This window comes from Brevibacterium sp. UCMA 11754 (assembly GCF_021532275.1).
GTDB lineage: Bacteria > Actinomycetota > Actinomycetes > Actinomycetales > Brevibacteriaceae > Brevibacterium.
The window spans coordinates 1-13580 of record NZ_JACBOT010000032.1 but is presented as its reverse complement, the minus strand read 5'-3'; the positions used below and the strand labels follow the sequence as shown (position 1 = coordinate 13580).

General features: G+C 63.7%; 16 protein-coding genes and 3 pseudogenes. 14 read left to right on the top strand and 5 right to left on the bottom strand.

Going from position 1 to position 13580, the window contains the following annotated elements:
* Positions 1 to 425: 425 nt before the first annotated feature.
* Positions 426 to 593: pseudogene (locus HX613_RS22840) on the top strand (PhoU domain-containing protein); the annotation flags it as partial.
* A 187-nt stretch (positions 594 to 780) separates the two neighbouring features.
* Positions 781 to 1005: a PhoU domain-containing protein gene (locus HX613_RS22835; protein WP_235344669.1), complete on the top strand. Its 225-nt coding sequence runs from the start codon at positions 781 to 783 to the stop codon at positions 1003 to 1005.
* Between the two features lie 454 nt (positions 1006 to 1459).
* On the opposite strand, the gene HX613_RS19205 is transcribed toward HX613_RS22835, so the two are convergent.
* Complete coding sequence (locus HX613_RS19205) at positions 1460 to 1975, bottom strand: EamA family transporter (protein ID WP_235346810.1); 516 nt, start codon at positions 1973 to 1975, stop codon at positions 1460 to 1462.
* Between the two features lie 67 nt (positions 1976 to 2042).
* On the opposite strand from HX613_RS19205, the gene HX613_RS19200 reads away from it, so the two are divergent.
* From HX613_RS19200 to HX613_RS19190, 3 genes are read left to right on the top strand one after another with little or no spacing between them, the layout of a single operon-like run.
* Entirely contained in the window at positions 2043 to 2405 is a 363-nt protein-coding gene (locus tag HX613_RS19200; protein WP_235346809.1) for a hypothetical protein, read from the top strand.
* Between the two features lie 41 nt (positions 2406 to 2446).
* On the top strand, positions 2447 to 2602 hold the full coding sequence (locus tag HX613_RS19195; protein WP_235346808.1) for a hypothetical protein: 156 nt from the start codon (positions 2447 to 2449) through the stop codon (positions 2600 to 2602).
* Between the two features lie 9 nt (positions 2603 to 2611).
* Entirely contained in the window at positions 2612 to 3016 is a 405-nt protein-coding gene (locus tag HX613_RS19190) for a LysR substrate-binding domain-containing protein (protein WP_328284998.1), read from the top strand.
* A gap of 70 nt (positions 3017 to 3086) precedes the next feature.
* Here the strand turns inward: HX613_RS19190 and HX613_RS19185 are convergent.
* Positions 3087 to 3733, bottom strand: a pseudogene (locus HX613_RS19185) (2,3-bisphosphoglycerate-dependent phosphoglycerate mutase).
* A gap of 128 nt (positions 3734 to 3861) precedes the next feature.
* On the opposite strand from HX613_RS19185, the gene HX613_RS19180 reads away from it, so the two are divergent.
* Together HX613_RS19180 and HX613_RS19175 are read left to right on the top strand one after the other, a co-directional pair.
* Positions 3862 to 4095 (top strand): hypothetical protein, encoded by a 234-nt coding sequence (locus HX613_RS19180; protein ID WP_235346806.1) that lies wholly within the window; start codon positions 3862 to 3864, stop codon positions 4093 to 4095.
* A 390-nt stretch (positions 4096 to 4485) separates the two neighbouring features.
* A complete protein-coding gene (locus HX613_RS19175; RefSeq protein WP_235344665.1) occupies positions 4486 to 5229 on the top strand; it encodes a phosphoglyceromutase in 744 nt (247 codons plus the stop codon).
* Here HX613_RS19175 and HX613_RS19170 read toward each other — a convergent pair.
* Positions 5205 to 6182 carry a LysR family transcriptional regulator gene (locus HX613_RS19170; protein ID WP_235346805.1) on the bottom strand — a complete coding sequence of 326 codons (978 nt, stop codon included), beginning with the start codon at positions 6180 to 6182 and terminating at the stop codon, positions 5205 to 5207. The two genes, HX613_RS19175 and HX613_RS19170, sit on opposite strands and share 25 nt — an antisense overlap.
* A gap of 71 nt (positions 6183 to 6253) precedes the next feature.
* Between HX613_RS19170 and HX613_RS19165 the strand changes: the two genes are divergently transcribed.
* Positions 6254 to 7204: an EamA family transporter gene (locus HX613_RS19165; RefSeq protein WP_235344668.1), complete on the top strand. Its 951-nt coding sequence runs from the start codon at positions 6254 to 6256 to the stop codon at positions 7202 to 7204.
* Positions 7205 to 7224: 20 nt separating this feature from the next.
* On the opposite strand, the gene phoU is transcribed toward HX613_RS19165, so the two are convergent.
* Positions 7225 to 7887 carry a phosphate signaling complex protein PhoU gene (gene phoU / locus HX613_RS19160; RefSeq protein ID WP_235346795.1) on the bottom strand — a complete coding sequence of 221 codons (663 nt, stop codon included), beginning with the start codon at positions 7885 to 7887 and terminating at the stop codon, positions 7225 to 7227.
* Positions 7888 to 8103: 216 nt separating this feature from the next.
* On the opposite strand from phoU, the gene HX613_RS19155 reads away from it, so the two are divergent.
* Both HX613_RS19155 and HX613_RS19150 read left to right on the top strand, forming a co-directional pair.
* The gene (locus HX613_RS19155; RefSeq protein ID WP_235346794.1) at positions 8104 to 9483 is read left to right on the top strand and encodes a sensor histidine kinase; all 1380 of its coding nucleotides are present in this window, start codon (positions 8104 to 8106) and stop codon (positions 9481 to 9483) included.
* Positions 9480 to 10163, top strand: coding sequence for a response regulator (locus HX613_RS19150; RefSeq protein ID WP_204233162.1), 684 nt, complete (start codon positions 9480 to 9482; stop codon positions 10161 to 10163). Before HX613_RS19155 ends, HX613_RS19150 begins: the two co-directional genes overlap by 4 nt.
* Before the next feature lie 153 nt (positions 10164 to 10316).
* Here the strand turns inward: HX613_RS19150 and HX613_RS19145 are convergent, their stop codons facing one another.
* Positions 10317 to 10901, bottom strand: coding sequence for a hypothetical protein (locus HX613_RS19145; RefSeq protein ID WP_235346793.1), 585 nt, complete (start codon positions 10899 to 10901; stop codon positions 10317 to 10319).
* A 308-nt stretch (positions 10902 to 11209) separates the two neighbouring features.
* Between HX613_RS19145 and HX613_RS19140 the strand changes: the two genes are divergently transcribed.
* From HX613_RS19140 to ispF, 4 genes and pseudogenes are all read left to right on the top strand, one after another.
* The gene (locus tag HX613_RS19140) at positions 11210 to 11692 is read left to right on the top strand and encodes a CarD family transcriptional regulator (RefSeq protein ID WP_009883639.1); all 483 of its coding nucleotides are present in this window, start codon (positions 11210 to 11212) and stop codon (positions 11690 to 11692) included.
* A 41-nt stretch (positions 11693 to 11733) separates the two neighbouring features.
* Positions 11734 to 12108: pseudogene (locus HX613_RS19135) on the top strand (IspD/TarI family cytidylyltransferase); the annotation flags it as partial.
* Between the two features lie 146 nt (positions 12109 to 12254).
* Positions 12255 to 12695, top strand: a complete 441-nt coding sequence (locus HX613_RS19130; protein ID WP_235346804.1) for an IspD/TarI family cytidylyltransferase — start codon at positions 12255 to 12257, stop codon at positions 12693 to 12695.
* Positions 12692 to 13216 carry a 2-C-methyl-D-erythritol 2,4-cyclodiphosphate synthase gene (gene ispF / locus HX613_RS19125; protein ID WP_235346791.1) on the top strand — a complete coding sequence of 175 codons (525 nt, stop codon included), beginning with the start codon at positions 12692 to 12694 and terminating at the stop codon, positions 13214 to 13216. The genes HX613_RS19130 and ispF overlap by 4 nt, the downstream gene beginning before the upstream one ends.
* Positions 13217 to 13580 lie beyond the last annotated feature (364 nt).

Below are 13580 nucleotides of genomic sequence, written 5' to 3'. Positions count from 1 at the left end.
AGGTCGTCCTCAGAATGCAGATCGGCAGCATCACGGGAGCGTTCGCTGAAGCGAAACGCCAGAATTCCCGCTATGCCCAGTCCAGACCGACGATGCCGGTCAGGACCGCTACGATCAAGAGGTCCACGTCATCAAGCTTATGCGCAGTCTGCTCCAGAGGCGCACTGAATCGACCCCAGGACGCCGCTTTTGCCGAGGAATTCACCTGCACGCCAGACAACGTTCACCCAATGGTGTCAAGCTGACACAGTGTGCCTGTCCTGACCGGAGGGTCGTCCGCACCCAGGACGATCTCAGGCACCTCCCTTGCACAAGATCCACGAGATTAAGGAACCGTTGTCAATGCGCGAAGTCTTCAGAAATGAGCTGGACGAGCTGGGCCACGCAGTGGTCGACATGTCTGTCAAAGTTCACGAGGCGATGCGCTGGCGAACCAGTCCCTGCGCAGCAACGACCTCGAACTGGCCGAAAAGGTCATCGAAGCCGACGCCGTGATCGACCACATGCAGTACGCCCTCGACCAGCAGGCCGCTGAGATGCTGGCCCTGCAGGCCCCCGTCGCCGCCGACCTGCGCGCGGTCATCGGTTCGCTGCGGATGTCCGCTTCGCTCGAGCGCATGGGCGACCTGGCTCGCCACATCGCCCAGCAGGTCCGCATCCGCTACCCGGAGTCAGCGATCCCCGATCACTTCACCGAAACCTTCACCCGCATGGGCGAATCCGGAGAGAAGATCGCCCGAGGCGACGGAGAACCTGCTGTCGAACCCGGGCCTGACCGCCGTGCCCACGATCAATGCGATCGACGAAGAGCTCGACGAACTGCACCTGAGCATCTTCGCCAAGCTCGCCGAGGCGCCCGCCGGGTCGCTGGCACCGCGCCACATCGCCGACGTCACCCTGCTCTCGCGCTACTACGAGCGCTTCGGCGACCACGCGGTGTCCGTGTCCCAGAAGGTCGAATACCTGCTCACCGGCAACTGGGAACCGTACCTGTCGAAGAAGTGACATACGCCTGAAGCACCGAATCAGCCCGAGGTCGACGAATGTTCGACCTCGGGCTTTTCGCTGGCGATGACCTACTCTCCGGTGCCTCGGTCGTTCCGCTGATGCTGCGTGCGATGGTCTTCAGCACTCCCGTCGTGACAGCGACGCCCAGAAGCAGGAGGGCTCCGCCGACGAGCTCGGGAACGGGGGGACGGTCTCCGAGGACGAGCCAGGCCGAGAGCACACGACCAGGGAAACCAACAGTGAGAACGGCGCCACCTGCGATGCCGGAACCTTGCAAGCAGCGAATTCCAGAGACGTAGCCGACGAGTGAGGCACAGCCGGCGGTGTAGACGACCGAAGCCACGACTCCCCAGGTCGGGTTCGCAAGGGCGTGAAGCCACCTCGGCGGGGCCGTCGACGAGTATCGAGAGCGCGAACAGCGGCACGGGGACCACGATGGCCGACCACACGGTCATCTGCACACCGTTCGTGCCCTCCTTGACTCCCGGGCGATGACATTGCCGATCGCCCAGGACAGGGACGCGGCGAGCGCGACGAGGAAGGCGACGATCGGCACCGATGCCTGAAGGCTCAGGCCGATGACGCACAGTCCGGACAGGCCGATGAGGATGCCGATGATCTGGCGTCGACTCGGGGAACTCCTTGAGAACAAGGGCGCGACGAGCACCGTGAAGGCGGCCTGAATCTGGATGACGATCGAAGTCAGGCCCGCAGGCAGCCCGAGGAACATGGCTGTGTAGAGGAGGCCGAACTGACCGGCGGACATGAAGACGCCGATGAGGAGGATACGTCGGAAGTTCCCTCTGGGGTACTTGACGAAGAAGATCGCCGGGATCACGACGAGCGTGAAGCGGGCGGCGACGAGGAGCAGCGGTGGCCAGTCCCGCAGCCCGAAGTCGATGAAGATGAAGTTGACGCCCCAGAGAACGACGACGAGCAGGGCGAGCATGTAATGGACGGGACGCATACTTCCAGGATCCCAGCCATTGCATCAAAATTCCATTGAATATAAATGCGTGGTTCGTTAAAAAATTATGATTGGACACTCTCGCCCTGCGCACGCTCGTTGCTCTCGACTCGGCCGGATCCGTCACGGCGACTGCCGACGCACTCGGCTACACCTCGGCGGCATCAGCCACCAGCTGCAGAAGCTCTCGCGCTACCTCGGCTCACCGGTCACCGAGCGCACCGGACGGGGGATCGCATTGACTCCGATGGGCCGTGAGCTCAGCCGGCGCGGCGCCGAGCTGCTCCAGGACCTCGAAAGCCTCGAGGACGACGCCCGGGCAAGGTCGGGCGAACCTCGAGGTCGGATCACGGTGGGCGGGTTCTCGACAGGCATCCGCGGAGTGCTGGTGCCATCCCTGCCGCTGCTCAAGGAGACCGCGCCGGGCTGACGATCACCAACATCGAAGAGGAGCCCGATGAGCTCATCGACATGGTCACGGTCGGTCGGATCGACGCCTCGCTGATCTTCGACTGGCGGGAAGGTCCTCCCCAGCTGCCCTCGACGCTGAATTCCGAGCTCATCACCGTCGACCGGCCGATATCGTCATGCATCGTGACCACCATCTGGCATCACGCCATCTGGTGACCCGGCAGGATCTCCTCCGCGAGGTCTTCGTCTCGGCACCGCGCAACGGCGTTATGCCATCGCTGGCTCACCGCGCTCTTCGATCCGCTCAACGCCGAACCGCGGATCGAGTACTGGGCGATGGAGTATGACACCCAGATCGAGTTCGTCCGGGCTGTCGGGGCGCTCGCGCTGGTGCCGCGGTTGGGACGGCCGCACCTGCCTGCCGACGTCACCGTCGTCGAACTCGACGATCCGAGCATCGCCCGCTGGATCTACCTCGTGTGGCGGGCCTCGATGAGCGCATCCCGGCGATCTCCCTTCCTTGAGCAGATGAGGGCGGTCGCCGAGGTGGCGGCAGGTAAGTGTGAGCCTGAGCGAGAGAGACTGAGCGTGGGAGAGTCTGAGCCTCAGCGGCCATGGTTGGCGACCTGACCGATCGCGGCCTCTGCGGCAGCAGCGTCGAGGTAGGTGCCGCCGGGCTTGACCGGGGTGAAGTCCTCGGTCACTCGTAGTGCAGCGGGATTCGGTGGGAATGTTGAGGCCGGTGATATCGGCGTCGGAGATTCCGTCGAGGTGCTTGACGAGGGCACGCAGCGAATTGCCGTGGGCGACGACGAGCACGGTGCGTCCGACGGTGAGTTCGGGGACGAGCCGGTCGTACCAGTAGGGCAGGAGCCGGTCGATGACGTCGGCCAGGCATTCCGTGCGAGGCAGGGAAACCGCCGAGGTTGGCGTAGCGCGGATCTCCTGCCTGCGAGAATTCGGAGGCGTCGCCGAGAGCTGGCGGCGGGGTGTCGAAGGAGCGGCGCCAGGTCATGAACTGCTCCTCGCCGAACTCCTCGCGGATCTCCTTCTTGTTCTTGCCCTGCAGCGCACCGTAGTGGCGTTCGTTGAGTCGCCAGCTGCGATGGACGTCGAGCCAGGAGAGATCGGCGGCTTCGAGCGCCAGATTCGAGGTGAGGATGGCCCGCTTGAGTCGGGAGGTGTACACGACGTCGGGGATGAGGTCGGCCTCGCGCAGGAGCTCACCGGCCCGCTGGCCCTCAGCCCGCCCCTGTCCGTCAGGGTCACGTCGACCCAACCGGTGAACAGATTCTTCTGGTTCCATTCGCTCTCGCCGTGGCGCAGCAGGATGAGGTTATGCGTCATGCCACCATTTTTGCACGACCGTGCCGACGCGCACAGAGCTGCCCACCCTCTGGTCGAGGTGCTTCCGAGATCTTTCTCACTATTCGGCACTCGATCTTGCATCCCGATATGCCCGGATAGCCTGAATCATGTCTGACACCCTACGCGCCGTCGTCGAACTCACAGCCTCAGTCGTCGAACCCGCAGCCTCCGTCGTCAAGTACACAGCCGATGACCCCGCCACCGCCGGCGGGAGGGTCATCGGCTCCTCAGCCCCAGCAGCCGAACTCCGACCGCAGTTCGATCATCGCCGTGACGGCGCTGCCCGGTCCTCGTCGTCATCGCAGGTGTCCTCGGGTTCCTCAGCCCTGACACGGTTCTGAGGCCCTCGTCCTGGGTCTCAGAGATCTCCTCATGACGTGTCAGGGCTGAGGAACCCGAGACACCTGCGATGACGACGAGGACGGCAGCGCGTCACGGCGATGATCGAACTGCGGTCGGAGTTCGGCTGCTGGGGCTGAGGAAGCCGATGACCCTCCCGCCGGCGGTGGCGGGGTCATCGGCTGTGTACTTGACGACGGAGGCTGCGGGTTCGACGACTGAGGCTGTGAGTTCGACGACGGCGGCGTAGGGGTGTCAGACATGAGTTCAGGCTATCCGGGCATATCGGGATGCAAGATCGAGTGCCGAATAGTGAGAAAGATCTCGGAAGCACCTCGACCAGAGGGTGGGCAGCTCTGTGCGCGTCGGCACGGTCGTGCAAAAATGGTGGCATGACGCATAACCTCATCCTGCTGCGCCACGGCGAGAGCGAATGGAACCAGAAGAATCTGTTCACCGGTTGGGTCGACGTGACCCTGACGGACAAGGGGCGGGCTGAGGGCCAGCGGGCCGGTGAGCTCCTGCGCGAGGCCGACCTCATCCCCGACGTCGTGTACACCTCCCGACTCAAGCGGGCCATCCTCACCTCGAATCTGGCGCTCGAAGCCGCCGATCTCTCCTGGCTCGACGTCCATCGCAGCTGGCGACTCAACGAACGCCACTACGGTGCGCTGCAGGGCAAGAACAAGAAGGAGATCCGCGAGGAGTTCGGCGAGGAGCAGTTCATGACCTGGCGCCGCTCCTTCGACACCCCGCCGCCAGCTCTCGGCGACGCCTCCGAATTCTCGCAGGCAGGAGATCCGCGCTACGCCAACCTCGGCGGTTCCCTGCCTCGCACGGAATGCCTGGCCGACGTCATCGACCGGCTCCTGCCCTACTGGTACGACCGGCTCGTCCCCGAACTCACCGTCGGACGCACCGTGCTCGTCGTCGCCCACGGCAATTCGCTGCGTGCCCTCGTCAAGCACCTCGACGGAATCTCCGACGCCGATATCACCGGCCTCAACATTCCCACCGGAATCCCGCTGCACTACGAGTTGACCGAGGACTTCACCCCGGTCAAGCCCGGCGGCACCTACCTCGACGCTGCTGCCGCAGAGGCCGCGATCGGTCAGGTCGCCAACCAGGGCCGCTGAGGCTCAGACTCTCCCACGCTCAGTCTCTCTCGCTCAGGCTCACACTTACCTGCCGCCACCTCGGCGACCGCCCTCATCTGCTCAAGGAGAAGGGAGATCGCCGGGGATGCGCTCATCGAGGCCCGCCACACGAGGTAGATCCAGCGGGCGATGCTCGGATCGTCGAGTTCGACGACGGTGACGTCGGCAGGCAGGTGCGGCCGTCCCAACCGCGGCACCAGCGCGAGCGCCCCGACAGCCCGGACGAACTCGATCTGGGTGTCATACTCCATCGCCCAGTACTCGATCCGCGGTTCGGCGTTGAGCGGATCGAAGAGCGCGGTGAGCCAGCGATGGCATACGCCGTTGCGCGGTGCCGAGACGAAGACCTCGCGGAGGAGATCCTGCCGGGTCACCAGATGGCGTGATGCCAGATGGTGGTCACGATGCATGACGATATCGGCCCGGTCGACGGTGATGAGCTCGGAATTCAGCGTCGAGGGCAGCTGGGGAGGACCTTCCCGCCAGTCGAAGATCAGCGAGGCGTCGATCCGACCGACCGTGACCATGTCGATGAGCTCATCGGGCTCCTCTTCGATGTTGGTGATCGTCAGCTCCGGCGCGGTCTCCTTGAGCAGCGGCAGGGATGGCACCAGCACTCCGCGGATGCCTGTCGAGAACCCGCCCACCGTGATCCGACCTCGAGGTTCGCCCGACCTTGCCCGGGCGTCGGTCTCGAGGCTTTCGAGGTCCTGGAGCAGCTCGGCGCCGCGCCGGCTGAGCTCACGGCCCATCGGAGTCAATGCGATCCCCCGTCCGGTGCGCTCGGTGACCGGTGAGCCGAGGTAGCGCGAGAGCTTCTGCAGCTGGTGGCTGATGGCCGCCGAGGTGTAGCCGAGTGCGTCGGCAGTCGCCGTGACGGATCCGGCCGAGTCGAGAGCAACGAGCGTGCGCAGGGCGAGAGTGTCAATCATCAAATAATTTTAACGAAACCACGCATTTATATTCAATGGAATTTTGATGCAATGGCTGGGATCCTGGAAGTATGCGTCCCGTCCATTACATGCTCGCCCTGCTCGTCGTCGTTCTCTGGGGCGTCAACTTCATCTTCATCGACTTCGGGCTGCGGGACTGGCCACCGCTGCTCCTCGTCGCCGCCCGCTTCACGCTCGTCGTGATCCCGGCGATCTTCTTCGTCAAGTACCCCAGAGGGAACTTCCGACGTATCCTCCTCATCGGCGTCTTCATGTCCGCCGGTCAGTTCGGCCTCCTCTACACAGCCATGTTCCTCGGGCTGCCTGCGGGCCTGACTTCGATCGTCATCCAGATTCAGGCCGCCTTCACGGTGCTCGTCGCGGCCCTTGTGCTCAAGGAGTTCCCGAGTCGACGCCAGATCATCGGCATCCTCATCGGCCTGTCCGGACTGTGCGTCATCGGCCTGAGCCTTCAGGCATCGGTGCCGATCGTCGCCTTCCTCGTCGCGCTCGCCGCGTCCCTGTCCTGGGCGATCGGCAATGTCATCGCCCGGGGAGTCAAGGAGGGCACGAACGGTGTGCAGATGACCGTGTGGTCGGCCATCGTGGTCCCCGTGCCGCTGTTCGCGCTCTCGATACTCGTCGACGGCCCCGCCGAGGTGGCTCACGCCCTTGCGAACCCGACCTGGGGAGTCGTGGCTTCGGTCGTCTACACCGCCGGCTGTGCCTCACTCGTCGGCTACGTCATCTGGAATTCGCTGCTTGCAAGGTTCCCGGCATCGCAGGTGGCGCCGTTCTCACTGTTGGTTCCCCTGGTCGGTGTGCTCTCGGCCTGGCTCGTCCTCGGAGACCGTCCCACCGTTCCCGAGCTCGTCGGCGGAGCCCTCCTGCTTCTGGGCGTCGCTGTCACGACGGGAGTGCTGAAGACCATCGCACGCAGCATCAGCGGAACGAACCGGAGGCACCGGAGAGTCATCGCCAGCGAAAAGCCCGAGGTCGAACATTCGTCGACCTCGGGCTGATTCGGTGCTTCAGGCGTATGTCACTTCTTCGACAGGTACGGTTCCCAGTTGCCGGTGAGCAGGTATTCGACCTTCTGGGACACGGACACCGCGTGGTCGCCGAAGCGCTCGTAGTAGCGCGAGAGCAGGGTGACGTCGGCGATGTGGCGCGGTGCCAGCGACCCGGCGGGCGCCTCGGCGAGCTTGGCGAAGATGCTCAGGTGCAGTTCGTCGAGCTCTTCGTCGATCGCATTGATCGTGGGCACGGCGGTCAGGCCCGGGTTCGACAGCAGGTTCTCCGTCGCCTCGGCGATCTTCTCTCCGGATTCGCCCATGCGGGTGAAGGTTTCGGTGAAGTGATCGGGGATCGCTGACTCCGGGTAGCGGATGCGGACCTGCTGGGCGATGTGGCGAGCCAGGTCGCCCATGCGCTCGAGCGAAGCGGACATCCGCAGCGAACCGATGACCGCGCGCAGGTCGGCGGCGACGGGGGCCTGCAGGGCCAGCATCTCAGCGGCCTGCTGGTCGAGGGCGTACTGCATGTGGTCGATCACGGCGTCGGCTTCGATGACCTTTTCGGCCAGTTCGAGGTCGTTGCTGCGCAGGGACTGGTTCGCCAGGCGCATCGCCTCGTGAACTTTGACAGACATGTCGACCAGCTGCGTGGCCAGCTCGTCCAGCTCATTTCTGAAGACTTCGCGCATTGACAACGGTTCCTTAATCTCGTGGATCTTGTGCAAGGGGAGGTGCCTGAGATCGTCCTGGGTGCGGACGACCCTCCGGTCAGGACAGGCACACTGTGTCAGCTTGACACCATTGGGTGAACGTTGTCTGGCGTGCAGGTGAATTCCTCGGCAAAAGCGGCGTCCTGGGGTCGATTCAGTGCGCCTCTGGAGCAGACTGCGCATAAGCTTGATGACGTGGACCTCTTGATCGTAGCGGTCCTGACCGGCATCGTCGGTCTGGGACTGGGCATAGCGGGAATTCTGGCGTTTCGCTTCAGCGAACGCTCCCGTGATGCTGCCGATCTGCATTCTGAGGACGACCTGCCTGAAGGCATCGCCGAGGTTCTGGCTGTGCTGCCCTCGGCCGCGATCGTTCTCGACGCCGGCGATGACGTCGTCAAAGCATCCCCGGCCGCGTACACATTCGGGCTGGTCAGAGGCCATTCGCTCGCCTCTCCCGAGATGCTGCGCATGGTCGGGAGAGTCCGCTCCAGAGGCCTCATCGAAGAGATCGAACTCGAACAGAAGCGCGAGCAGACGGATTCGATCCTGCGGTTCCTCCACGCTCGTGTGGCGCCCTTGGGCACGGCCTTCGTCCTCGTCCTCTGTGACGACCAGACCGAGTCCAAGCGCGTAGACTCCATTCGGCGAGATTTCGTCGCCAACGTCTCCCACGAACTCAAGACCCCCATCGGCGCGATGTCCCTCCTCGCCGAGGCGGTCACCGACTTCTCCGATGACCCGCAGGCCGTCGAACGCTTCGGCGGTCGCATGCAGCGGGAGTCGAAGCGGCTGACCCAGCTGGTGCAGGAGATCATCGACCTGTCCCGCGTCCAGGACCACACCGCTCCGTCTGCGACGGAGAAGATCTCCGCCGCCGAGGTGGTCGATGATGCCGCTGACCGTGCCCGCACGCGTGCCGAGAGCAAGAACATCCACATCGAGGTCTCGCCACCGGGCACAATGCTCATCGAGGGCAACTACGAACTCCTCGTCAATGCGGTGCGCAACCTCATCGACAACGCCATCAACTACTCACCCGACGGCACTCGCATCGGCGTCGGCGTCGACCTGGTCGACGAGCGCGTCGAGATCTCCGTCGCCGACCAGGGCATCGGTCTCTCCACTCAGGACACCGAGCGCGTCTTCGAACGGTTCTACCGCGTGGACCCGGCGCGTTCGCGTATCACGGGTGGAACCGGGCTGGGGCTGAGCATCGTCAAGCACATCATCGCCACACACGGCGGACAGGTGAAGGTCTGGAGCCGCCTCGGCAAGGGTTCCACCTTCACCATCGTGCTTCCGCTGGCAGGCAACGTCTCCGATGACGAAGCATCCTCCTCGGCGCCGGATGGGGTCCTGCTCGAGCACTCGGCACGAGCCGATGCCGACAAGGCTGAGGTTGAGGCAGACGCTGAGACAGAGACGGAGGGCGCAGCTGCTGATGGCGCGGTTGCCGGTGACGTCACCGAACATGACCCTGACGATGACAAGGGCGTCAGCACAGGGGAGAATGAGAATGAGACAACCCAGGTTCTGAAAACCGGAAGCGAACAAAGGAAGCTCACAACGTGACTCGAATTCTGCTTGTCGAGGACGAGGATTCGTTCTCGGACCCACTGTCGTACCTGCTCGGTAAAGAAGGATATGAGGTGACAGTTGCCGATGACGGTTTGAAGGCTCTCGCAGAGTTCGACCGCAACGGCGCCGATCTCGTTCTGCTCGACCTCATGCTGCCGGGAGTCTCCGGCACCGAGGTATGCCGAGAGCTGCGTGCGAAGTCCAGTGTGCCGATCATCATGCTCACGGCCAAGGACTCGGAGATCGACAAGGTGGTGGGACTCGAGCTCGGCGCAGACGACTACGTGACCAAGCCCTACTCCTCCCGGGAGCTGCTGGCCAGGGTGCGAGCGGTGCTGCGCCGCAACGTCGAATCCGAAGCCTTCGACGACGAGTCGGTACTCGAGGCCGGGGGAGTCCGCATCGATGTCGAACGTCACGTCGTCAGCGTCCGCGGCGAAGAGCTGTCGATGCCGCTGAAGGAGTTCGAGCTGCTCGAGATCCTCATACGCAACTCCGGTCGAGTGATGACACGCGGCCAGCTCATCGATCGGATCTGGGGAGAAGACTACGTCGGCGACACGAAGACCCTCGACGTCCACGTCAAGCGTCTGCGTGCCAAGGTCGAGCAGAACCCCTCGGAGCCGCGCCTGCTCACCACGGTGCGCGGACTCGGTTACAAGTTCGAAGCCTGACCACTCTCTCACGGTACCTGCGCCAGCATGGCCTGGCTCCGGAGCGGGGCCCTCACGGTACCTGCGCCGAGAGACTCACAAATGACGCAGAAGGAGCCGCCCACATCGTGTGGGCGGCTCCTTGAGTTATTCGGCTCTCTCGTGCGGCTGGACTCAGCCGTTGATGCCAGTGGCTGACTCGCCCTGCTCGCCGGACTGCGATGCGTCTTCGCCGGGCTGAGAGGCATCCTCGCTGGGTGACTCCGATGGTTTTTCGGTCGGTACGTACTCTTCGTAGTACGGCAGGGAATTCGACAGGACCTGAGTCCGGATCGTCTTCTCGTCGCTGCCGACCTTGACGGTGACGTCGGCCAGGTCGCCGGGCTTCGCCTTGAGGCTGTCCACGATGACCGGCTTCGATGACGTCGACGCCGAGCTCTCCGGGTCCTGCACGAAGGTTTCGCCGGCCTTGACCGACTCGGTGGTCGTCTTCCCGCCGACGTCCAGGGACACCTTGGCAGTGGAATCGCCCTTGTTGATGAGTGTGAAGAACAACTGGGCTGGGCCCTTGCCGGACTCGTCCATGATGAGCATCAGACCGCGGACCTCGACGTCTCCGACCGATCCCCAGGCACCGTCACCGGCGTTGTAGTGGTACTCGGCGGTCTGGTGAGGTGACAGCAGGCTTGCACATCCGCTGACGGGAATGACGAGAGCGAGTGCGGCAACTGCGAGTGCCGCGCGGTTGTGCCGTTTCATTGTGCTCCTTGAAGTGGCAATACAAGATCAATCTGTATACTACCCGGTTTTTGACCGGCCGTAGAACCCGGAATGGGGCGAGACAAGTTCATGCGGTGAGAACTCCGACAGGGCCGCGGTGGGAACTCCGAGGGAGCCCAGGCCTGGTGGGAGGGGTTTTGGCCGCGAGAACCTCGGCATCGCCTGAGATCAGCCCGCGTTCGGCAAACCGCGCAGCGGAGCCTAGCACGAAGAATCCGCAGCCTGAATGATTTCTGTGGCGCGCCTCATGGTAAACTGGAAGTCCGCGAAAGGGGTTTGAAGAGAATATGAGTTTCGAGGTCGGCGACACAGTTGTCTATCCACATCACGGTGCAGCGACAATCCAAGATATCAAGAAACGAACCATTAAAGGTGAGGAGAAACTGTATCTCAAGCTCCAGGTCGCCCATGGTGATCTAGTGATCGAGGTTCCTGCGGAGAACTGCGACCTCGTCGGTGTGCGAGATGTCGTCGGTGAAGAGGGTGTTGAGAAGGTATTCAACGTCCTCCGCGCGGAATTCGTCGAAGAGCCCACGAACTGGTCTCGTCGCTACAAGGCGAATCTTGAGAAGCTGCAGTCCGGCGACGTGATCAAGGTTGCCGAAGTCGTTCGTGACCTCTGGCGTCGCGAGCAGGACCGCGGCTTGTCGACCGGTGAGAAGCGCATGTTGTCCAAGGCCCGTCAGATCCTCGTTTCCGAACTCGCATTGGCTGAGAAGAAAGAGGAATCCGAGGCCGAGGCCATTCTGGACGAAGTGCTCGCGTCCTGAATATCTGCGTCATCGTCCCGGCCGCAGGGTCGGGAACGCGCTTGGGCAGTGCAGACCCGAAGGCCCTCGTCCGGCTGAACGGGAAGAGCCTTCTGGCTCGCAGTCTTGAGACGATCATCTCCTCGGGAGTTGCTTCCACAATTGTGGTTGCCGCTCCCGAGGAGTTTTTAATGCGTGTCCGCAATGAAATCGATTCCATTTCACAATCGGGTGCGAAAGATTCGGAGTCCAGTATTTCGGGAATGCGAATCACATCTGTAGCAGGCGGAGAAGACCGAATCGAATCCGTGCAAATAGCCTTGAAATATGCAGGTGACGCAGACATCGTGCTGGTCCACGATGCCGCCCGGGCGCTGACACCCTCCGAGGTCTTCCGGAGTGTGGCCGATGCTGTCCGCGCCGGCGCCGAGGCGGTCGTCCCGGTCCTGCCCATGACCGACACCGTGCGCCGCGTGGAGAGTCGCCCCGCAGTGAGCTCGGACCACCGTCCCACCATGAACGATCACCGTCCCGCCACGAACGACGGGCCCCGGGCACCTCAGTCGCAGCCTGACGCAGACGGTTGGCAAGAGTTGTGGTCGAATCCGGTGCTGAGAACGACCAGAAGTTACCAACCGTTGAGGTCCTCCACGGCGATCTTGACCGTTCGCGACTGCGCCGCGTCCAAACTCCTCAGGGTTTCACTGCCAGCACCCTGCGTCGAGCACACGAGAAATACGAAGACGATCTGGCCGCCTCGGGACCGGGAGGCCCTGCAGCCACGGATGATGCGGGTCTCGTCGAGCGCCTCGGTGTCGATGTCGTCGCCGTTGACGGTGACGAGGAAGCACTGAAGATCACCTACCCGCTCGACCTCGTACTCGGTGAGCACATCGCGACGCAGCGGGATGCGGAAGCGACTCGGTATGCGGCGCAGCGGGAGTCGGCGTCTATCGATGCGGAAGCGACTCGGTATGCGGGGGAAAGGCAGAACGCAGCGAGCGAAGGAGAGCAGCGACGATGACCATGGTGATTCCGCGTACCGGCATCGGAGTCGACGTACACGCCTATTCCGGCGATCCCGAGCGTGAACTCTGGGTCGCGGGTCTGAACTGGCCCGGTGAACGTGGGCTCGAAGGTCATTCCGATTCCGACGTTGCCGCCCATGCCTGCTGTGATGCGCTGTTCTCTGCCGCGGGAATCGGCGATCTGGGTCAGCATTTCGGTGTCGACCGGCCCGAGTTCGCCGGTGCCTCCGGTGTCGCTCTCCTCGCCGAGGCCGCACGACAGGTCCGTGCGGCAGGTTTCGAGATCGGCAATGTCTCCGTCCAGGTCATCGGCAACCGCCCGAAGATCGGCTCGAGGCGGCTCGATGCTCAGCAGGCACTGTCGTCGGCTGCTGGGGCCGACGTATCGGTGTCCGGGACGACGACCGATGCGCTCGGTCTGACGGGGCGCGGCGAAGGAGTCGCAGCCATCGCGAATGCTCTTGTCTATCCCGTTGCGCGCGACGACGCGTCGGTGGCAGCGCCGAGACAGCAGTGAGCAGCGTCGAGACGGCAGTGAGCAGCGAATGAAGGTCGTGTTCCAAGGGGCCGGGGCGATCGGCCTCGCAGCCGCGGCGCTGTTCGGCCGACGACACGAAGCGATCGTCGTCTCACGGTCGGACAGTTCGAACTCAGATGCAGTGCAGGCGCGAAGCGCCGCATATCCGAGACGGGTGCGCTCCTTCGGGAACCGGCCGGTGGACCCGGGAACCCGTGCTCAGGCAGAGCCCAGTGCGTCGGGAACTGGTGCCGGGCACAGGCCCAGTGCGTCGAGAACCTGTGCCTGGCCCAGCGGTCTCCGCGTGCTGCGACCTCCCTGCACGCCGGGGTGACCGTGGTCGATTGGGCTGCGGTGAGTTCGG